The sequence below is a fragment of the Streptomyces sp. NPDC006655 genome (assembly GCF_040703965.1).
Taxonomy (GTDB): domain Bacteria; phylum Actinomycetota; class Actinomycetes; order Streptomycetales; family Streptomycetaceae; genus Streptomyces.
On record NZ_JBEYJU010000101.1, the window covers coordinates 1 to 20,461 of the forward strand.

At 71.3% G+C, this 20,461-nt stretch carries 18 protein-coding genes; 12 read left to right on the top strand and 6 right to left on the bottom strand.

Going from position 1 to position 20,461, the window contains the following annotated elements:
• Nucleotides 1–88 precede the first annotated feature (88 nt).
• Together AB0958_RS36955 and AB0958_RS36960 are read right to left on the bottom strand one after the other, a co-directional pair.
• Nucleotides 89–676 (bottom strand): Uma2 family endonuclease, encoded by a 588-nt coding sequence (locus AB0958_RS36955; RefSeq protein WP_366894856.1) that lies wholly within the window; start codon nt 674–676, stop codon nt 89–91.
• A gap of 88 nt (nt 677–764) precedes the next feature.
• A complete protein-coding gene (locus AB0958_RS36960) occupies nt 765–1,448 on the bottom strand; it encodes an SGNH/GDSL hydrolase family protein (RefSeq protein ID WP_366894857.1) in 684 nt (227 codons plus the stop codon).
• A 128-nt stretch (nt 1,449–1,576) separates the two neighbouring features.
• Between AB0958_RS36960 and AB0958_RS36965 the strand changes: the two genes are divergently transcribed.
• The 3 genes from AB0958_RS36965 to gcvH all read left to right on the top strand — a co-directional run bounded on the left by AB0958_RS36965 (nt 1,577) and on the right by gcvH (nt 4,747).
• Nucleotides 1,577–2,569 (top strand): WD40 repeat domain-containing protein, encoded by a 993-nt coding sequence (locus tag AB0958_RS36965; RefSeq protein ID WP_366894858.1) that lies wholly within the window; start codon nt 1,577–1,579, stop codon nt 2,567–2,569.
• A 137-nt stretch (nt 2,570–2,706) separates the two neighbouring features.
• Nucleotides 2,707–4,227 (top strand): cellulase family glycosylhydrolase, encoded by a 1,521-nt coding sequence (locus tag AB0958_RS36970; protein ID WP_366894859.1) that lies wholly within the window; start codon nt 2,707–2,709, stop codon nt 4,225–4,227.
• 136 nt (nt 4,228–4,363) lie between these two features.
• A complete protein-coding gene (gcvH, locus tag AB0958_RS36975; RefSeq protein ID WP_366894860.1) occupies nt 4,364–4,747 on the top strand; it encodes a glycine cleavage system protein GcvH in 384 nt (127 codons plus the stop codon).
• A gap of 56 nt (nt 4,748–4,803) precedes the next feature.
• Here the strand turns inward: gcvH and AB0958_RS36980 are convergent, their stop codons facing one another.
• Nucleotides 4,804–5,286 (bottom strand): hypothetical protein, encoded by a 483-nt coding sequence (locus AB0958_RS36980; RefSeq protein WP_366894861.1) that lies wholly within the window; start codon nt 5,284–5,286, stop codon nt 4,804–4,806.
• Between the two features lie 162 nt (nt 5,287–5,448).
• Nucleotides 5,449–6,567, bottom strand: a complete 1,119-nt coding sequence (serC, locus tag AB0958_RS36985) for a phosphoserine transaminase (protein WP_366894862.1) — start codon at nt 6,565–6,567, stop codon at nt 5,449–5,451.
• A 231-nt stretch (nt 6,568–6,798) separates the two neighbouring features.
• On the opposite strand from serC, the gene AB0958_RS36990 reads away from it, so the two are divergent.
• The 5 genes from AB0958_RS36990 to AB0958_RS37010 all read left to right on the top strand — a co-directional run bounded on the left by AB0958_RS36990 (nt 6,799) and on the right by AB0958_RS37010 (nt 12,476).
• On the top strand, nt 6,799–7,566 hold the full coding sequence (locus AB0958_RS36990; protein ID WP_366894881.1) for a metallophosphoesterase family protein: 768 nt from the start codon (nt 6,799–6,801) through the stop codon (nt 7,564–7,566).
• 249 nt (nt 7,567–7,815) lie between these two features.
• A complete protein-coding gene (locus tag AB0958_RS36995; RefSeq protein ID WP_366894863.1) occupies nt 7,816–7,947 on the top strand; it encodes a hypothetical protein in 132 nt (43 codons plus the stop codon).
• Nucleotides 7,948–8,040: 93 nt separating this feature from the next.
• Nucleotides 8,041–10,119, top strand: a complete 2,079-nt coding sequence (locus AB0958_RS37000) for an ABC transporter ATP-binding protein (RefSeq protein WP_366894864.1) — start codon at nt 8,041–8,043, stop codon at nt 10,117–10,119.
• A 169-nt stretch (nt 10,120–10,288) separates the two neighbouring features.
• Nucleotides 10,289–11,176, top strand: coding sequence for a hypothetical protein (locus AB0958_RS37005; RefSeq protein ID WP_366894865.1), 888 nt, complete (start codon nt 10,289–10,291; stop codon nt 11,174–11,176).
• Between the two features lie 253 nt (nt 11,177–11,429).
• Nucleotides 11,430–12,476, top strand: coding sequence for an EamA family transporter (locus tag AB0958_RS37010; RefSeq protein WP_366894882.1), 1,047 nt, complete (start codon nt 11,430–11,432; stop codon nt 12,474–12,476).
• On the opposite strand, the gene AB0958_RS37015 is transcribed toward AB0958_RS37010, so the two are convergent.
• A complete protein-coding gene (locus AB0958_RS37015; RefSeq protein WP_366894866.1) occupies nt 12,446–13,201 on the bottom strand; it encodes a TIGR03943 family protein in 756 nt (251 codons plus the stop codon). The genes AB0958_RS37010 and AB0958_RS37015 overlap by 31 nt on opposite strands.
• Nucleotides 13,198–14,313 carry a permease gene (locus AB0958_RS37020; protein ID WP_366894867.1) on the bottom strand — a complete coding sequence of 372 codons (1,116 nt, stop codon included), beginning with the start codon at nt 14,311–14,313 and terminating at the stop codon, nt 13,198–13,200. The genes AB0958_RS37015 and AB0958_RS37020 overlap by 4 nt, the downstream gene beginning before the upstream one ends.
• 139 nt (nt 14,314–14,452) lie before the next feature.
• Between AB0958_RS37020 and AB0958_RS37025 the strand changes: the two genes are divergently transcribed.
• The 4 genes from AB0958_RS37025 to AB0958_RS37040 are packed head-to-tail and all read left to right on the top strand — an operon-like array spanning nt 14,453 to nt 20,401.
• Nucleotides 14,453–15,262: a TIGR03084 family metal-binding protein gene (locus AB0958_RS37025; protein WP_366894868.1), complete on the top strand. Its 810-nt coding sequence runs from the start codon at nt 14,453–14,455 to the stop codon at nt 15,260–15,262.
• The gene (locus AB0958_RS37030) at nt 15,259–16,953 is read left to right on the top strand and encodes an acyclic terpene utilization AtuA family protein (RefSeq protein ID WP_366894869.1); all 1,695 of its coding nucleotides are present in this window, start codon (nt 15,259–15,261) and stop codon (nt 16,951–16,953) included. The genes AB0958_RS37025 and AB0958_RS37030 overlap by 4 nt, the downstream gene beginning before the upstream one ends.
• Nucleotides 16,950–18,548 carry a carboxyl transferase domain-containing protein gene (locus AB0958_RS37035; protein ID WP_366894870.1) on the top strand — a complete coding sequence of 533 codons (1,599 nt, stop codon included), beginning with the start codon at nt 16,950–16,952 and terminating at the stop codon, nt 18,546–18,548. The genes AB0958_RS37030 and AB0958_RS37035 overlap by 4 nt, the downstream gene beginning before the upstream one ends.
• An 8-nt stretch (nt 18,549–18,556) precedes the next feature.
• Nucleotides 18,557–20,401, top strand: coding sequence for a biotin carboxylase N-terminal domain-containing protein (locus AB0958_RS37040; RefSeq protein WP_366894871.1), 1,845 nt, complete (start codon nt 18,557–18,559; stop codon nt 20,399–20,401).
• Nucleotides 20,402–20,461 lie beyond the last annotated feature (60 nt).

Genomic DNA, 20,461 nt, shown 5'->3' on the forward strand with positions numbered 1-20,461 from the left:
TGGCTCCGCCACATGACCCGCCACCCCGCACGCCGATCGCACGCACCGAACGCCGCTCCTTCTCCCACGGAGATCCATCAGAAGGGCCCTAGTCGACGGGGAACTCGGCGGTGCTCAGGGTGAGACCGACAACGGTTCCCGTAAGGTCGACGTCACTCCCGAACGTGACCCGTGTCTCGGTCGTGTAGTCCTCGCCCTTGGGGTTGGTGTAGACGTGACAGCGGCGCTGGTAGGGGTCGGCGATCAGGTAGACGGGGACCTCGGCCGTGGCGTAGGCGGCCTTCTTCGCTCCGTAGTCGTTCGCCGCCGTGCCCTTGGAGATGACCTCGGCCACGAACTCGACGTCCTGGTGACGCCAGAGCCCGCTGTCCGTCTTGGCGGCGTCCTCGGCCATCAACGTGACGTCCGACGCGAACCCGTTGAGGTGTCCCGGGTAGTCGATACGGACATCGGACTTCACACGCTTCCGGGGGTACTTGGTCCGCAACTGCTCGACGATGTCCAGGATGATCTCCCAGTGGGTGTCCCGCTGTGGCGACATGAAGACGGTCCCCTCGACGATCTCGACCTTGTATCCCTCGGGGGCGGGCATCTTCTCGATCTGCTCGAACAGCTCGTCGAGCGTGATCTCGTCGTCGCTCTTGGCCATCGCGATCCTGTCTTCGAGGACGGTCATCCTGGCGCTCCTCCCCGGCCGCCCTCCGCACGAGTGCGGCCGCGCGGTTCAACGATACGCACGGTGACCGGGCAACGGCGGTTTTCGGTCAGTCCGTTCCTGCTTCGTACGGCTGTCCCACGCCCCACCCCTGCCACATCGCCTCCGCGAACGCCCCCGCGATCCGGTGCTCCCCGCTCGCGTTGGGGTGGGTGCCGTCGTAGGTGTCCGTGTCGATGTCGTACGACTCCGGGGGCGAGGCCAGCAGGAGCGGTGACCGGGGCTCGTCCAGGTCGGCGACCGCCTTCGCGAGCAGCACGTTGAACCGGTCGACCTGGGCGGCGAACGCCTCGTCCGAGGCGGCCCGGATGTTCGGGATCACCGGCAGCACCACCATCCGGATCCGCGGGCGGGCCTCCCGTGCCGCCGCGACGAAGGACCGTGCGTTCGCGGCCGTCTGCTCGGCGTTCGTGTAGAAGCCCAGGTCGATCAGGCCGAGGGAGACGAGCAGCACGTCCGCGCGGTGCGCCCGCACCGCCTCCCCGATCAGCGGGGCCATGTGCAGCCAGCCCTCGCCCCAGCCGGCCAGGTGGGCGTGCGGGAAGCCGGGATCGGCGTAGGCGTACGACGTCGGGGCCTCGGCCGACTTGTCGTACAGCGTCTCGCGCGGACCGACCAGCGTGAACGGACCGCCGTACGTCGCGCACAGGTGCTGCCACATGCGGTACCGCCACGTGTGTTCGCCCGCGCTGCCGATCGTCATCGAGTCCCCGACGGGCATGAACCTGAGCATCCGCTCATGATGGACGATCACGGGGAGGGCGGAGGCCGGTGCGGCGTGTGAGGCCCACCACGTGCCCCGGGCGCACCCCCCTGTCGTCCGCGTGATCGAATCCGGCGCGGGATGGCAGGCTTGGGCCCATGCGTCGACGACCGCTCGCCCTTCTCGCCGGGCTGCTCCTCACGGGTGCCCTCGCCTCCGCGCCCGCCTCCGCCGCCGACGGGGCCGGCGACCAGGGGTTCACGATCGAGGACCCGCGCATCACCGAGTCCAGCGGTCTCGCCGCCTCCCACCTCCACCCCGGCGTCTACTGGACCCACAACGACAGCGGCGACGGCCCCTACATCTACGCCGTCGACAGCGCGACCGGGAAGACCGTCGCGCGGATCACCCTCAGCGGCGTCGGAACGCCCCGGGACGTCGAGGCCATCTCCATCGGCCCCGGCAACCAGATCTACGTCGGCGACATCGGCGACAACCTCGACGGCAGCTGGCCGTACGTCTGGATCTACAAGCTGCCCGAGCCGAAGAAGCTCGTCGACCAGACGATCAGGGCGAAGCAGTACGTCGTCAAGTACGCGAACGGCGCCCGGAACGCGGAGTCACTCGTCGTGCACCCCACAACGGGCCGGGTGTACATCATCGACAAGAAGGAGGACGGCGGGCATCTCTACGAGGGCCCCGCCACCCTGTCCGCGTCGGGCACGAACGTCTTCAGGCCCGTCGCCGCCGTCGACCTCTGGGCCACCGACGCGGCCTTCTCCCCCGACGGCGGGCAACTCGCCGTGCGCGGCTACTTCGGCGGGATCTACTACGACTGGAACGGCGGCCGGATCAAGCGGGCGGGGCGGCTGGACGTGCCGCTCCAGAAGCAGGGCGAGTCGATCAGCTACTCGCCCGACGGGACCAAGCTGTTGTACGGGAGCGAGGGCGTCGACAGCCCGGTGCAGGCGCAGGCCGTGCCCGGCGGGTCCAACAAGTCGTCCTCCGGCAACGGGACGTCGGCGAGCGGTGACGGTGGTGGCGGCCCTGCGTCCGGCGGGGTCGGGGTCGGCGCCCTCGCCGTCGGCGTCGTCGCGCTCGCCTTCTTCGGGGTGCGGTGGCTGCGACGCCCCTCGGCCCGCGGGCACTGAACCCCGGTCGTACGTCTTGACGTGATGATGGTGTGTCAGTTTCCTAAGAGGTGCGCGGTGAATGGGAGCGCTCCCATCGAGTTCCGCGGCCGCGCGCCCCCAAGTGAGACTCCGTGAGACTCCGAGAGGAACAGCCCATGTTCCGCCTACGCAGCCTGCGAAGAGCACTCTGTGCCGCGGCCGCCGCGCTCCTGCTCCCCCTCGCCGGTGCGGCGACCTCCGCGCACGCGGCGACCGCCCCGGGAGCGGGCTACTGGCACACCAGTGGCCGGCAGATCCTGGACGCGGCCGGGCAGCCGGTCCGGATCGCCGGGATCAACTGGTTCGGCTTCGAGACCGCCAACCACGTGGTGCACGGCCTCTGGTCGCGCGACTACAAGAGCATGATCGACCAGATGAGGTCGCTGGGCTACAACACCATCCGGCTGCCCTACAGCGACGACATCTTCAAGAGCACGACCGTCCCCAACAGCATCGACTTCAGCAACGGCAAGAACGCCGACCTGCAAGGGCTGAACTCGCTTCAGGTCATGGACAGGATCGTGGCGTACGCCGGACAGGACGGACTCAAGGTCATCCTCGACCGGCACCGTCCGGACGCCGCCGGTCAGTCGGCGCTCTGGTACACCTCGTCCGTGCCCGAGTCGACGTGGATCGCCGACCTGAAGGCGCTCGCGGCACGGTACGCGGCCGATCCGACCGTCATCGGCATCGACCTGCACAACGAGCCGCACGATCCGGCCTGCTGGGGCTGCGGGGACGTGTCCGTCGACTGGCGGCTGGCCGCCCAGCGCGCCGGGAACGCCGTCCTGTCCGTCAACCCGGACCTGCTCGTCTTCGTCGAGGGCGTGCAGACCTTCAACGGCGTCTCGGGCTGGTGGGGCGGCAACCTGATGGGTGTCGCGCAGTACCCGGTGCAGCTGAGCGTGGCCAACCGGGTGGTGTACTCGGCCCACGACTACGCCACCAGCGTGGCCCAGCAGAGCTGGTTCAGCGATCCGGCGTTCCCGGCCAACATGCCGGGGGTGTGGGACTCGTACTGGGGCTACATCTTCAAGCAGAACATCGCCCCGGTGTGGGTGGGCGAGTTCGGTACCACGCTGGCCTCGGCGGTGGACCAGAAGTGGCTGGCCGCGCTGGTGAGCTACCTGCGGCCGACCTCGACGTACGGTGCCGACTCCTTCCAGTGGACCTTCTGGTCCTGGAACCCGAACTCCGGTGACACCGGCGGGATCCTGAAGGACGACTGGACGACCGTGGACACCGTGAAGGACGGGTACCTGGCGAGCGTCAAGGCGCCGCTGTTCCCCGGCACCGGGAGCGGTGGGGGCGGCGGGGGAGGGGGCGGAGGGACGACCGCCTCCTGCGCGGCCTCGTACGCCGTCAGCAGTGACTGGGGCAGCGGCTTCAACGCGGCCGTCACGGTCACCAACACCGGTACGACCGCGCTCCGTTCCTGGAAGGTGAGCTGGACGTGGAGCGGGTCGCAGCAGGTGACGACCATGTGGAACGCGTCGTACACCCAGAGCGGGGGGACGGTCACCGCGGTGAACGCCGCGCACAACGGGGTGGTCCCGGCCGGTGGTTCGGCGAGCTTCGGGTTCGGGGGCGCGCCGGGCGGCGGTGCCGTGCCGAGCGTGAGCTGTACGGCGACGTGAGGCGGGGCGCCCGAGCCCGGACGTGACGGGCGCCGTCACCTGCTTGGTGGACCGTGGCGCCCGAAATGCACGGATGTGCGGTTCCCCGGGGTCAGGCTGTTCCCGATCGCACCGCGACCGCCGAAGGAGTCCAGCCATGTCCCACGTGCCCACCGACCTCCGCTACACCGACGACCACGAGTGGATCCGCACCGAGGCCGACGGCAGCCTGACCGTCGGCATCACCGACCACGCCCAGAAGACCCTCGGTGACATCGTCTTCTTCGAGCTGCCCGAGGTCGGCAAGAAGGTCGAGGCCGGGCGCCCGGTGGGAACGGTGGAGTCGGTCAAGGCGGCGTCCGACCTGTACACGCCGGTCACCGGCGAGGTCGTCCAGGTCAACCAGGATGTCGTCGACAGCCCCGAAGAGGTCAACGAAGACCCCTACGGCACGTGGCTTTTCAGGATCAAGGCCAAGGGCGGGGCGTCCTCGAACGGGCTGCTCGACGCCAAGGCGTACCAGGCACTCATCGGGGAGTGACGGCACGAGGGGCGCCCGCGGTGGTCCGCCGGGCGCCCCTCGGTCGTGCTCGGCGCTCAGTTCTTCACCGGCCTGAGGCTGTGCCTGCGGCGTGGTTTGGGGGCGTCCAGCATGCTGACGCCGCTGTAGATGCGGCTCTGCACGAAGAGCGCGGGAGCGGTGACGAACGAGACGCCGATCGCCACGATGCTGATCGGGAAGAGCGTCGGCAGCGACTGGCCTTCGGGCAGCGTTCTGCCGCCCACGTGGACGGCGTACGGGAAGGCGGTGAAGAAGACGATCACGCAGAGGGCGGCCAGGGTGCGCAGGATGACTTTGGTGCGCCGGGTGCGGGCCTCGGTGCGGACCTCGGCCAGCAGGGACGCGTCACAGACGGGGCAGGTGAGCTCCACGGTCTGCTTGCCGGCCTGCGGGCGGCGGACCCGGAAGACGCTGTCCTTCCAGATCATGGTGCGGGTGCGGACGAGAAAGCCCGTCACCTTGTCGCTGAGGACGTGGCGCACCGCAACCTCGACGGTGCCCGGTATCGGTCTGTTCATGTACGCGTGGATCCCCTTCGTCGCACGCCCGCCGAGGGCGCGTGGGGCACATAGTGTCCGGTGTGCGACGAAGGGGACTCAACGGTCCCCGGAAGGCTTTGCCTTGATCATGCCTTCCGGGTAAACCAGCAGCTTTTTACGGGAGTTGCTGCCGTGGCGCCGCTAGAGCTTCTCGATGACGTAGTCGATGCACTTCGTCAGCGCCTCGACGTCCGCCGGGTCGATCGCCGGGAACATCGCGACACGCAGCTGGTTGCGGCCGAGCTTGCGGTAGGGCTCGGTGTCGACGATGCCGTTGGCGCGCAGGGCCTTGGCCACGGCGGCCGCGTCGATCTCGTCGGAGAAGTCGATCGTGCCGATGACCTGGGAGCGCTTGGCCGGGTCGGAGACGAACGGCGTGGCGTACTTCGACTCCTCCGCCCAGGTGTACAGGCGGGTCGAGGAGTCCTTCGTCCGGGCCGTGGAGAAGGCGAGGCCGCCCTGGCCGTTGAGCCACTCCAACTGCTGGTTCAGCAGGAAGAGGGTGGCGAGGGCCGGGGTGTTGTACGTCTGGTTCTTGCGGGAGTTGTCGATCGCCGTGGGGAGGCTGAAGAACTCCGGGACGTGGCGGCCGGACGCGTGGACGCGCTCGGCGCGCTCGATCGCGGCGGGGGAGAAGACGCCGATCCACAGGCCGCCGTCGGAGGCGAAGGACTTCTGCGGGGCGAAGTAGTAGACGTCGGTCTCGCTGACGTCGACGGGGAGGCCGCCCGCGCCGGAGGTGGCGTCCACGAGCACGAGCGCGCCCTCGTCGGCGCCGGCGACCCGCTCGATCGGCATGGCGACACCGGTCGAGGTCTCGTTGTGGGTGAAGGCGTAGACGTCGACGCCCGCCTCGGCCCGCGGCTCCGGGTGGGTGCCGGGGTCGGAGGCGATCACGGTGGGCTCGGCCAGCCAGGGGGCGAGCTTGGCCGCCTTGGCGAACTTGGACGAGAACTCGCCGAAGGTGAGGTGCTGGGACTTGGTGTCGATCAGTCCGTGGGTGGCGACGTCCCAGAAGGCGGTGGAGCCGCCGTTGCCGAGGACGACCTCGTAGCCGTCCGGGAGGGAGAAGAGGGCGCTGATGCCCTCGCGGACCTGGCCGACCAGGTTCTTGACCGGGGCCTGGCGGTGGGACGTGCCGAGGAGGGAGGTACCGGTGGCGGCCAGCGCGTCCAGCGCCTCGACCCGCACCTTGGAGGGACCCGCGCCGAACCGACCGTCCGCGGGCTTGATGTCAGCAGGAATCTGGATGTCAGCCACGAGTCGGAGGGTATCGGCTGGGAGAAACGGGACGGAACCGTGTCCGTTCGATGAGACGAGATCGCGACGCCCTGGACTTGTGGGGTTGTACGACGATATCGGCACGGCTGTGGACTATGGGAGGGGAAAATGGCGACGCGGGAGACCGAGCCGCACCGGGCGGTGGACCGGACGGCGGACCGGGCGGTGGACCGGACGGCGGACCGGGTGATTGACCGGACGGTGGACCAGGTGGTGGACCGGGTGGCGGTCCTCTCCGACATCCACGGGGTGTTGCCGGCGCTGGAGGCGGTCCTGGCGGAGCCGGACGTGGCCGGGGCCGACCGCATCGTCCTCACCGGTGACGTCACGGCGGGCCCGCAGCCCGCCGCGGTCATCGACAGGCTGCGCGAGCTGGGTGACAGGGTGCTGTGGCTGTCGGGGAACGCGGACCGGGAACTGGTGGAGTACCGCAGGGGCGAGCGTACGGAGATCCCGGACCCCATCGGCGTGTTCGCGGCGAACGCGCTGACCGAGGCCCATGTCGACTTCCTGGCCGCCCTGCCGGGGACGGCGACCCTCGGCGTCCGGGGCCTCGGCCGGGTCCTGTTCTGCCACGCGACTCCCCGTGACGACGAGGAGATCGTCCTGGTCGACTCGCCCCTGGACCGCTGGGCGGAGGTCTTCGCCGCCCTCGACCCGGACGTCGGCACCGTCGTCTGCGGCCACACCCACATGCCCTACGTCCGTCTCGCCCACGGCCGTCTGGTCGTCAACCCGGGCAGCGTGGGCATGCCCTACGGCCGCCCCGGCGCCCACTGGTGCCTCCTCGGCCCCGGCACCGACCTGCGCGTCACGCCGTACGACACGGCGACGGCGGTGGCCCGTCTGGTGCGGGAGTGCGCCTACCCGGAGATCGGTCCCTGGGCCGACTACTTCCTCCACGCCCGCGCGACGGACGCGGAGGTGCTGACGGCCTGGACCCCGAAGGACGGGCGTTCGGCAGGCGCTGCTTCATAAGCCGGCTCTCAGCTTCTTGAGAGAACTCTCAGGTTCGGGGCCGTTATACAGCTGTTACCCAGGTATTCACAGCACCTGTATGCCGTTCGCGGGCCGAATTTGCCGTTGCTTGGGATCTGGGCCGTGTAGGTTCATCGATGTCGGGCGGCGGGGATTGCCGAGGATGACGATCCGAAATCCCCGTACGTTGCCCCAGAGAATTCTCGCACCATTCGCACCACTCGCACTACGAACTCTCAAGGAGTCGGAATGAGCCTCAGGAAGCTCGCCCCGCTGCCCCCCAAGCCCAAGAAGCAGCTGCCCCCGCCCCCGCCGCCGAAGCCCAAAAAGGCTCCGCAGCCGGCTCCGAAGCCCGTCCAGGGTCCGGGTCAGGACAACTGACGCACGTCTGAGAAGGACCGACGGTTCGCCGTCGGTCCTTTTCACTTCCAGAATTCCAGTAATTCCGGCGCCGGAGAGCGGAGGTGGTGTGCAATGCGCGTGAAGGAGAGTGAGGGCGCAGAATACGAATACGAGGAGGACGGTGAGGGCGACGAAGGTGACGAATACCCGCCCACCATTCCGGCCCGCATCGCGTTCCGCCGCTTCTGGCCGCTCACCAGGGGCCTGCGCGGCTGGCTGGTGATCGTCTGGGTGTGCACGGTGATCGCCGCCCTCGCCGAGACCGAGGCCATCCTCCTCTTCGGGGACCTCACCGACCACGCCCTGGAGAAGGGCTCGCCGGCCGCCTTCTGGAGCCCGGCGGCCCAATGGCTGGGTGTGGCGATCGTCGGCGCTATCGTCGCGTACGCCGGCAACTCCCTCGCCGCCTGGACCACCGAACGCTTCGTGATGCGGCTGCGCGAACACGTCTTCGACCACGTCCAGAAACTGCCCCCGCACTTCTTCCAGCGCCACCGCCAGGGCGACCTGCTGTCCCGGCTGACCGGCGACGTCGACACCATCGAGACCCTGGTCGTGTCCGGGCTCGTGGGTGCCGCGTCCGCCCTGTTCAGCGCGGTCTTCTACGCCGCCGCCGCGTTCTGGCTGCGCTGGGACCTGGCCGCCGCCACCTTCGTCCTCGCCCCGCTGTTCTGGCTGGCCGCGCGCCGCTTCTCCGGCTCCATCAAGGACGTGTCCCGGCAGGGCCGGGTCGCAGACGGCGCCATCACGTCCGTCGTCGAGGAATCCCTCGGCAACATCGTGCTCACCCAGGCGTACGACCGCCGGGACGCCGAACGCCGGCGCCTGAACGAGGAGGCGACCGCCTGGTTCCGCGCCTCCGTCCGCTCCACCCGTCTCAACGAGGCCTACGAACAACTCGTCGCGGTCATCGAGACCGTCTGCGTCCTCGCCGTGATCGGCATCGGCGCCTGGGAGATCTCCACCGGCCGCATGACCCTCGGCCAGCTCCTCGCCTTCTCCGCCTTCCTCGGCTACCTCTACCCGCCGGTGCGCGGCCTCGCCCAGCTCGGCCTCACCGTCACCGCCGCCACGGCGGGCGCGGAACGGCTGATCGAGATCCTCGACGTGCGGCCCTCGGTCACCGATCCACGCCGCGGCACCGACGCCGGCCGGCCCGACGGCGCCGTCGAGGTCCGCGACGTCGGCTTCCGCTACCCCGGCGCCGAGCGGGCCGCCCTGGACGGCCTGTCCTTCGCCGTCAGCCCCGGCGAACTCGTGATCATCACCGGCCCCAGCGGCGCCGGCAAGTCCACCGTCTCCAAGATGCTGCTCCGCTTCTACGACCCGGACAGCGGCGAGGTGCTCCTCGACGGCGTCCCCGTCCGCGACTTCCCGCTGGCCCGGCTGCGCGAGTACGTCACCCTCCTGCCCCAGGAGACCCTCGTCCTGCACGACACCGTCCGCGCCAACATCGCCTGCGGCCGGCCCGGCGCCAGCGACCAGGCCATCGAGGACGCCGCGAAGGCGGCCGACGCGCACGACTTCGTCGTCCGGCTCCCCGACGGCTACGACACCAAGGTCGACCCCAACTCGGCCCGGCTCTCCGGCGGACAGCTCCAGCGCCTGGCCATCGCCCGCGCCATCCTGCGCGACGCCCCGGTGCTGGTCCTCGACGAACCGACCACCGGCCTGGACGCGATGGCCGCACGCCGTGTCGTCAAGCCGCTGCGCCGCCTGATGACCGGCCGTACCACCATCATGATCACCCACGACCTGAACCTCGCCCCCGACGCCGACCGCATCCTCGTCGTCGACGGCGGCCGCGTCGTGGAGACCGGCCGCCACGAGGAACTCCTCGCCCGCGGCGGCGCCTACTCCCGGCTGCACCGCTCCCAGAACAACGCGATCATGGACACCGGCGAACTGCGCCTGCCGCTGTTCACCGAGCCCGACGCCCCGACGGCGCAGCAGCCGGCCCCGCAGGGCGACGGGTACGCCTACCAGCAGCCGTACGGGAACGTCTACGGCTACGACCGCGACGTGTACGCGGCCGCGGGGCCCTGGCCCCAGCCCGTCCACGAAGCCCACCCGGAGGCGGCGCCCGTGCCCACCGCGCTCCCCGAGGGCCGCCCCCTGTTCCGCGACGAGGAACCCTGGCCCGGCGGCTGAGTCGCGGACGGGCCGCGGCTCAGGTGAGTGCCCGTCACATGAGCCTTGTTACACACCTATTGCACAGGGGATCTTCAATAGTTCTCCACTTGGTTCGTAGGCTGCGTACGTCAATGGGCCCGGCCGGGGGCGATCCGCCGGGCCCCTCGCCATCCCAGGGGGGATTCCCATGCGTATACGTGTCGCGGCCACCGCTCTGTCCGGAGCGGTCGCACTGTCCGCGCTCGCCGTCCCGGTGGCCGCCCAGGCGGCGTCGGGCCCGAGCGCGAAGGCCCGGCTCAGCTCCTTCTCCGCGAAGTCCGTGTCCGCCGGGCACGCCGCGACCTCCGCGCGTACCGTCCGGCCGAAGACCGGGATCGGGACCATCACCTTCTCGAAGGGCGTCGTCAACGGCGGCAAGGACATCGTCCTCGGCACCACCACCAACAAGTCCGTCACCGCGACCTACACCGCCACCAGCTCCAGCGGTGTCGTGGTCACCCAGGCCTTCCTCTGGCAGGGCACCGACCCCTCCAGCACGGACACCATCACCGGTGCTCTGGGCACCGACGACGACCCGGTCTGCACCGAGTCGACCACCCAGACCGGCGTCTACAGCTGCAAGGCCGTCTTCAACATCCACGCGGCCACCGACCTGAAGAACAACGGCGTCGCCGGCACCTGGAAGCTCGCCATCGGCGGCTACGACCTCAACGCGAGCGCCAGCTTCGACGACAACATCGGCACCGGCAAGATCAAGAAGGCGTCCAAGCTGACCGTCGACGCCACCCCGGAGCCGGTGAAGAAGGGCAAGACCGTCACCGTCACCGGCAAGCTGACGCGCGCCGACTGGAACACCGGCAAGTACACCGGCTACGCGTCGCAGAAGGTGCAGCTGCAGTTCCGCAAGAAGGGCAGCACCACCTACACCACGCTCAAGACCATCACCACCGGCACCGGCGGCGCCCTGAAGACCACCACCAAGGCCACCGTCGACGGCTACTACCGCTACTCCTTCGCCACCAACGCCACCACCGGCGCCGCCACGGCGACCGGCGACTACGTCGACGTCAGGTAACCCTTCCCGTGAGCGGCTCCCGTTCCTGAAGCAGCTCCGTCCGGCCGCGGCCCGGCAGCGAAACGTTTCGCTGCCGGGCCGCGCGGCGTCTGTGACCTGCGAGAAGGGAGACGGTTCGGGCGGGCGGCGGCCAGGACAGCTCCATAGGACTTCACGCGCCTGACTGGGTCCATTACCCTGGACTGAACAGTGCATCGCAATGAACGACGAGCCCCCTGGAACGCCCGTGACCACCCCCAGTGCCCCGCAGTCGATGCCCACCTCCGCGTCCACGTCCGCCGCCGCGGGCACCCCCGGCCGGCTGGGCTCGCTCGGTCCCGTCGGTCTGGTGCTGGCCGGGGGGATCTCCGTGCAGTTCGGCGGTGCCCTCGCGGTGACCCTGATGCCCAGGGCGGGCGCGCTCGGCGTGGTCACCCTGCGGCTCCTCGCCGCCGCCGTGGTCCTGCTCGTCGTCTGCCGGCCCCGGCTGCGCGGCCACTCCCGCACCGACTGGGGCACGGTCGTCGTCTTCGGCATCACCATGGGCGCGATGAACGGCCTGTTCTACGAGGCCGTCGACCGCATCCCGCTGGGCACCGCCGTCACCCTCGAGGTCCTCGGCCCGCTGGCCCTCTCCGTCCTGGCCTCCCGACGCCTCATCAACGTGCTCTGGGCGGGCCTCGCGCTGGGCGGGGTCTTCCTCCTCGGCGGCGGCGGCTTCGGCGAGCTCGACCCCGTGGGCGTCGCCTTCGCCCTGGGCGCGGGCGCCATGTGGGCCACGTACATCATCTTCAGCGCCCGCACCGGCCGCCGCTTCCCGCAGGCCGACGGCCTCGCCCTGGCCATGGCGGTCGCGGCCCTGCTGTTCCTCCCGCTGGGCATCGCCTCCGCCGGAACCCGGCTGCTGAACCCGACCACCGTCGCCCTCGGCTCGTCGGTCGCGATCCTCTCCTCCGTCCTGCCCTACACCCTCGAACTCCTCGCGCTGCGGCGGCTGCCCGCCCACACCTTCGCCGTCCTCATGAGCCTGGAACCGGCGCTCGCCGCCACGGCCGGCTTCCTCGTCCTCGACCAGGCCCTCACCGCCACCGAGGCGGCCGCCATCGCCCTCGTCATCGCCGCGAGCATCGGCGCGGTCCGCAGCCAGGTGGGCCGTGGCCGCGGTCGGCGCCGACCGGCGGCCGGTCCGCGGGCGGAGCCGGTGCCGGTGATCGGCGCCCAGCCGGAGCAGGTGGCCGGCGTACGACCGGAGCCGGTGCGGGGCTCTCAGGCCGAGCCGGTGGTGGGTTCTCAGGCGGAAGGGAACGGCAGCGCGTCCTGATAGCCGTTCGAGGGGCGCGGGATCTTCCGCACCGTCTGCGCGTCCAGCGCGACCGGCGCGGACTTCGTGCCCAGCTTCCCGCCGGGATGCCAGTTCCCCGTGACCGACACCCAGGTGTTGGCGGGCGGCATGCCGTTGCTGTAGATCCGTACCTTCACGGACTGCGCGTCGGCCGCACAGCAGGAGATGATGATCCGCGTCAGGTACCAGCTCCCGCCCGAGGCGGCGGGCGTGACCAGTCCGCTCATCCGCACCGTCCGCGCCTTGATGGCCAGTGAGCGGTCCTGCTGCACCCGGGTGGTGAAGTCCGTGAGGGTGAGGGGCAGGGGCGAGGTCTTCGGCAGCGGGTCGAAGCTGTCCTGCTCCGCGACGACCTTCGCGGGCTGCCGGGAGGCGGTGTAGGCGCCGAGCGCCGGCGGGGCGTAGAAGAGCAGGCTGAGCGCGGGCAGCAGAAGCAGCCAGGCGACCCGGGGGACGGCCGCGTGGTCGTGACCGTGGTGCGCGTCATGACCCTGCTGCGCGTCGCCGTGCCCCCCGTGTCCCTTCCGTCCCTCCCGTGCCACCGCCTCCGCGATGCCCAGCACCAGCAGCACGAGACCGGACGCGATCAGCAACGGCCGCATCCCCGGCTTGACGTACCGCAGGCACATGTCGGTGAAGAGGGCGGACTGCAGCAGACCCAGGCCGCACAGGACCAGCAGGGTCACCTGGAGCGGGCGTCTCACAGCAGCATCCCTCCGACCAGGGTGGCGCACAGGACCGCGACGACCGTCGTGGCGGCCGAGAACCGGGCCGCGAAGGCCCGGCCGAACGTGCCCGCCTGCAAGGCGATCAACTTCAGGTCGACCATGGGGCCGACCACCATGAACGTCAGCCGGGCGGTGAGCGAGAAGCCCGTGAGCGACGACGCCACGAACGCGTCCGCCTCCGAGCACACCGCGAGGATCACCGCCAGGGCGGCCAGGAACAGCACCGACAGCCACGGCGAACCGGAGAAGGTGTCGAGCACCGAGCGCGGTACCGCCACGTTGAACGTGGCCGCGGCCATGGCGCCGACCACCAGGAACCCGCCGGCCTGGAGGAAGTCGTGCTGGAAGGCGCGCCGGAACTCCGTCCACCGGTGGTGTCCCGGCTGGTGCCCGGTGTGCCGTACGGCGGGCCGCAGCCACTCCTCCCGGCCCAGCCAGAGCCACAGCCAGCCCATCACGGCCGCGGTCACCAGTGAGGCGACCAGCCGGGCCAGCACCATGAGGGGCGTGCCGGGGAAGGCGATGGCGGTGGCGGTCAGCACGACCGGGTTGATGGCGGGCGCCGAGAGCAGGAACGCGAACGCGGCGGCCGGGGTGACGCCACGCCCGATCAGGCTGCCGGCCACCGGCACCGACGCGCACTCGCAGCCCGGCAGCACCACGCCCGCGATTCCGGCGACCGGCACGGCCAGCGCGGGCCGCTTGGGCAGCAGCCGCGTGAACACCCGCTCCGGCACGAACGCGTTGATCGCCCCCGACAGGGCCGTACCGAGCAGCAGGAACGGGGTCGCCTGCACGATCACGGCGAGACACACCGTCTGCCAGGCCTGGAGCGCGGCCTTGCTCACGCCCTGACCGACGAGGAAGAGGGCGGTGCCGGGCAGGACGGCGGCGGCCACCAGGACCAGGAGCCAGAAGCGGGGAAGTTCCCGCGCGGGCGGGTCCTCGGCCGCCGTGTCCACCGGGCAACCGCTCGCGGGGGGTGCCACGACGGCCGTCGTCTCCGCCCCCACGGCGGGTTCATCAGTCCTCCGCACGCCCCGTACGCCTCGCACATCACTCCATCGCCGGATGTTCGCATCGAACATAGGGCATGGAGCCGCCCTCGCCGCGCCGGACCGTCCCAAGGAATGCCCCAGGATCACCCCGGACGCCGCCAAGGGCCGTCCGACGAAATCAATGCAAGCACGCTTGATTGTTTTGTGGGCCGCTGCCATGCTCCTCCCCATGTCCGATCCGACGCCCGTCATCGACGACCTGCGTGCGGAGAGCGAGGAACTCGACCGGCTGGTGGCCGGGTTGGGAACCGAGCAGTGGGCCCTACCCACCCCCGCGCCCCGCTGGACCGTCGCCCACCAGATCGCCCACCTCGCCTGGACCGACCACTCCTCGCTGCTGGCCGTGACCGACCAGGACGCCTTCGCCCGCGAGGTCGGGAAAGCACTGACCGCGCCCGGGGACTTCGTGGACAACGGGGCGCAGGAGGGCGCCGCCAAGCCCCCCGCCCGGTTGCTGGCGGACTGGCGAGCCGGGCGGGAGGCCCTCCACCGGGCACTGCGCGCGGCGCCCGAGCGGGCGCGTTTCCCCTGGTACGGCCCCCCTATGTCGGTCGCCTCGATGGCCACCGCCCGCCTCATGGAGACCTGGGCGCACGGCCTGGACGTCGCGGACGCGCTGGGTGTGACCCGTGCGCCCACCGACCGGCTCCGGCACATCGCCCGGCTCGGCGTGCGCACCCGCGACTTCGCCTTCGGCGTGCACGGACTGCCCGTGCCGTTCGAGGAGTTCCGCGTCGAACTGACCGCTCCGTCGGGCGCCCTGTGGACGTACGGCCCCGAGGACGCCGACGAGCGCGTCACCGGACCCGCCCTCGACTTCTGCCTCCTGGTCACCCAGCGCGCCCACCGCGCCGACCTCGCCCTCGAAACCGTCGGCCCCGACGCCGACCGCTGGCTGGACATCGCCCAGGCCTTCGCCGGACCCCCCGGACCCGGCCGCACCCCGAAGGACGACACCCCGAAGGGCGGCCCCGAGTGACCCTTCGGATAGGCAACGCCTCCGGCTTCTACGGCGACCGTTTCGACGCCATGCGCGAGATGCTCACCGGCGGTGAACTCGACGTCCTCACCGGTGACTACCTCGCCGAGCTGACCATGCTCATCCTGGGCCGGGACCGGCTCAAGGATCCCGGCGCCGGATACGCCCGCACCTTCCTGCGCCAGCTGGAGGACTGCCTGGGCCTGGCCCGGGAGCGGGGCGTGCGGATCGTCACGAACGCGGGCGGCCTCAACCCCGCCGGGCTCGCCGACGCGGTACGGGAACTGGCCGGCCGGCTCGGTATCGGTGTGCGCGTCGCCCACGTGGAGGGCGACGACCTCACCGCCGCCCACCCCGGCAGCCTCGCCGCCCACGCCTACCTCGGCGGCTTCGGGATCGCCGAGTGCCTGCGGGCCGGCGCGGACATCGTGGTCACCGGCCGGGTGACCGACGCGGCCCTGGTCACCGGCCCCGCCGCCGCCCACTTCGGCTGGCGCCCAGGCGACCACGACCGGCTCGCGGGCGCCGTCGTCGCCGGGCACGTGCTGGAGTGCGGGACGCAGGCCACCGGCGGCAACCACGCGTTCTTCGCCGAGGCGACGGCCGCCGGCCGGGACCTGCGGCGCCCCGGCTTCCCGCTCGCCGAACTCCACGAGGACGGCAGCTGCGTCATCACCAAGCACCCCGGCACCGGCGGTCACGTCGACGTCGGCACGGTCACCGCCCAGCTCCTGTACGAGACCGGCGGCGCCCGGTACGCGGGCCCCGACGTCACCGCCCGCCTCGACACCGTACGGCTCGGCCAGGACGGCCCCGACCGGGTGCGGATCGAGGGCGTCCGCGGTGAGGCACCGCCCCCCACCCTCAAGGTCGGCCGCAACCGGCTCGGCGGCTTCCGCAACGAGGTCGTCTTCGTGCTCACCGGACTCGACATCGAGGCGAAGGCCGCCCTCGTACGGGAACAGATGGGGGAGGTGTTCGCCCACGCCAAGTCGGCTCCGTCCGAGATTCGCTGGGACCTCGTCCGCACCGATCGCTCCGACGCGGACACCGAGGAGACGGCCAGCGCCCTGCTCCGCCTCGTCGTACGGGACCGCGACCAGGAGGCCGTGGGCCGGGCGCTGAGCGGGGCCGCCGTGGAACTGGCGCTCGCCAGCTACCCGGGCTTCCATGTGCTCGCACCACCCGGAAAAGGCGCGCCCTATGGGGTTTTCGAGGATGTGTACGTCCCCCAGGAGGAGGTGCCCCATGTGGCCGTCCTCCACGACGGGCGACGGGTCCCCGTGGCGCCGACCCAGGACACCCGCGTACTGGGGGATCCGCCCGCACCGCCGCTGCCCGAGCCGCTCCCGGCCGGTCCCACGCGGCGGGCACCCCTCGGGCTCGTCGCCGGAGCCCGCAGCGGGGACAAGGGCGGCAACGCCAACGTCGGCGTCTGGGCGCGCTCCGACGAGGCGTGGCGCTGGCTCGCGCACACCTTGACCGTCGACACCTTCCGCCGGCTCCTCCCGGAGACCGCGCAGCTGCCGGTCACCCGGCACCTGCTCCCCAACCTCCGCGCCCTCAACTTCACCGTCGAGGGCATCCTCGGCCAGGGCGTGGCCGCCCAGCACCGTTTCGACCCGCAGGCCAAGGCCCTCGGCGAATGGCTCCGCTCCCGCCACCTGGACATCCCGGAGGCCCTGCTGTGACCGTCCTCTCCTCGACGCTGGACACCGCCTCGCCGGACTACCGGGCGAACCGCGACGCCATGCTCGCCAAGCTCACCGACCTGGAGGCCGAGCACGCCAAGGCCCTCGCGGGCGGCGGCGAGAAGTACGTCGCACGGCACCGCAAGCGCGGCAAACTCCTCGCTCGCGAGCGCATCGAACTGCTCCTCGACCCCGACACGCCGTTCCTGGAGCTGTCCCCGCTGGCCGCCTGGGGCAGCGACCACGCCGTCGGCGCCTCACTCGTCACGGGGATCGGCGTGGTCGAGGGCGTGGAGTGCCTGATCACCGCCAACGACCCGACGGTGCGCGGCGGTGCCAGCAACCCCTGGTCGCTGAAGAAGGCCCTGCGCGCCGACGACATCGCCCTCGCCAACCGGCTGCCCTGCATCAGCCTGGTCGAGTCCGGGGGCGCCGACCTGCCCTCGCAGAAGGAGATCTTCATCCCGGGCGGCGCGATCTTCCGCGACCTCACCCGGCTCTCGGCCGCCGGCATCCCCACCGTCGCCGTCGTCTTCGGCAACTCGACCGCCGGCGGCGCCTACATCCCCGGCATGTCCGACCACGTGATCATGGTCAAGGAGCGCGCCAAGGTCTTCCTCGGCGGGCCGCCCCTCGTGAAGATGGCGACCGGCGAGGAGAGCGACGACGAGTCGCTCGGCGGCGCCGAGATGCACGCGCGCGTCTCGGGCCTCGCCGACTACTTCGCCGTCGACGAACCGGACGCGCTGCGCCAGGCACGGCGGGTGGTCGCCCGCCTCAACCACCGCAAGGCCCACCCCGACCCCGGCCCCGCCGAACCGCCCCGGTACGACCCGGAGGAACTGCTGGGCATCGTCCCCGGCGACCTCAAGATCCCCTTCGACCCGCGCGAGGTGATCGCCCGCCTCGTCGACGCCTCCGACTTCGACGAGTTCAAGCCGCTGTACGGGACGAGCCTCGCCACCGGCTGGGCGCGCCTGCACGGCTACCCGGTCGGCATCCTCGCCAACGCCCAGGGCGTCCTGTTCTCCGCCGAGTCGCAGAAGGCCGCCCAGTTCATCCAGCTCGCCAACCAGCGCGACATCCCCCTGCTGTTCCTCCACAACACCACCGGCTACATGGTCGGCAAGGAGTACGAGCAGGGCGGGATCATCAAGCACGGCGCCATGATGATCAACGCGGTCAGCAACAGCCGCGTCCCGCACCTCTCCGTCCTCATGGGCGCCTCCTACGGCGCCGGGCACTACGGCATGTGCGGCCGCGCCTACGACCCCCGCTTCCTGTTCGCCTGGCCCAGCGCCAAGTCCGCCGTCATGGGCCCGCAGCAGCTCGCCGGCGTGCTGTCGATCGTCGCCCGCCAGTCGGCCGCCGCCAAGGGCCTGCCGTACGACGAGGAGGGCGACGCGGCCCTGCGCGCCATGGTCGAGCAGCAGATCGAGTCCGAGTCGCTCCCGATGTTCCTGTCCGGGCGGCTCTACGACGACGGCGTCATCGACCCGCGCGACACCCGCACCGTCCTCGGGCTCGCCCTGTCCGCCATCCACACCGCCCCCTACGAAGGCGCGCGCGGCGGCTTCGGCGTCTTCCGGATGTGAGGGATCACGTGATTTCGACCCTGCTGGTCGCCAACCGCGGCGAGATAGCCTGCCGGATCTTCCGCACCTGCGCCGAACTCGGCATCAGGACCGTCGCCGTGCACTCCGACGCCGACGAGCACGCACTGCACACCCGGCTGGCCGACGCCGCGGTACGGCTGCCGGGCGCCACCCCCGCCGACACCTACCTCCGCGCCGACCTGGTGGTGAAGGCCGCCGTGACCGCCGGCGCGGACGCCGTGCACCCCGGGTACGGCTTCCTCTCCGAGAACGCCGACTTCGCGCGCGCCGTCGTCGACGCCCGACTGGCCTGGATCGGCCCGCCGCCCGAGGCGATCGAGGCGATGGCGTCCAAGACCCGCGCCAAGGAACTGCTGGGCATCCCACCGCTCGGCGAGGTCACCCCGTCCGACCTGCCGGTCCTCGTGAAGGCGGCCGCGGGCGGCGGTGGGCGCGGCATGCGCGTCGTGCGCCGCCTCGACGAGCTGAGCGCCGCCCTGGAGAGCGCACGCGCCGAGGCCGCGAGCGCCTTCGGGGACGGCGAGGTCTTCGTCGAGCCGTACCTGGAGTCCGGCCGCCACGTCGAGGTGCAGATCCTCGCCGACACCCACGGCACGGTCTGGCCGCTGGGCACCCGCGACTGCTCCCTCCAGCGCAGACACCAGAAGGTCATCGAGGAGGCACCGGCGCCCGGACTCCCGGACGGCCTGGTGAAGGAGCTGTACGCGCTGGCCGTGCGCGCCGCGCGCTCCGTCGCGTACGTCGGCGCGGGCACCGTCGAGTTCCTCGTCGCCGACGGGAAGGCGCACTTCCTGGAGATGAACACCCGCCTCCAGGTGGAACACCCCGTCACCGAGGCCGTGTTCGGCATCGACCTGGTGGCGGAACAGATCCGCGTCGCCGAGGGCCACGCCCTGCCCCTCGAACCGCCGCCCGCGCGCGGCCACGCGATCGAGGCGCGCCTCTACGCCGAGGATCCCGCCCACGACTGGGCGCCCCAGACCGGCACCCTGCACCGTCTCGCCGTCCCCGCCTCCGTCCGCCTGGACACCGGTTACACCGACGGCGACGAGATCGGCGTCCACTACGACCCGATGCTCGCCAAAGCGATCGCGCACGCCCCCACCCGCGCGGAGGCCCTGCGCAAACTGGCCCACGCGCTGGAACGGGCCACCCTGCACGGCCCCACCACCAACCGCGACCTCCTCGTCCGCTCCCTGCGCCACGCGGAGTTCACCGAAGCCCGCATGGACACCGGCTTCTACGACCGCCACCTCCCGGACCTGGCAGCGCCCGCCCCCGACCCGCACGCCCCCCTCGCCGCCGCCCTGGCCGACGCCCACGGCCGCTCCCGCTTCGGCGGCTGGCGCAACGTCCCCTCCCAACCGCAGACCAAGCGCTACCTGATGGCCGGCGAGGAGCACGAGGTCCACTACCGGCACACCCGCGAGGGCCTCACGGCGGACGGCGTACAGGTCGTGCACGCCGACGCGCGTCGCGTCGTACTCGACATCGACGGCGCCCGCCGCACGTTCGAGGTGGCCCGGTACGGCGACCGGATCCACGTCGACAACACCACCCTCACCGCCCTGCCCCGCTTCCCCGACCCGAAGGCCCAGCTGGCCCCCGGCTCCCTCCTCGCACCGATGCCGGGAACGGTCGTCCGGATGGCGGAGGGCCTGGAGGTCGGGTCGGCGGTGGAGGCCGGCCGCCCCCTCCTCTGGCTGGAGGCGATGAAGATGCAGCACCGGATCACCGCACCGGTCACGGGAACGCTGAGTGAGCTGCGGGTGGTCGTAGGCCAACAGGTAGAGCCCGGCTCTCTGCTGGCGGTTGTACAAGCGCCCCTTTAGGGGCGCGGGGCTGTATCGATATGCGGCTACCGCCGCGCGAGCGCGACCAGCCACGATGAA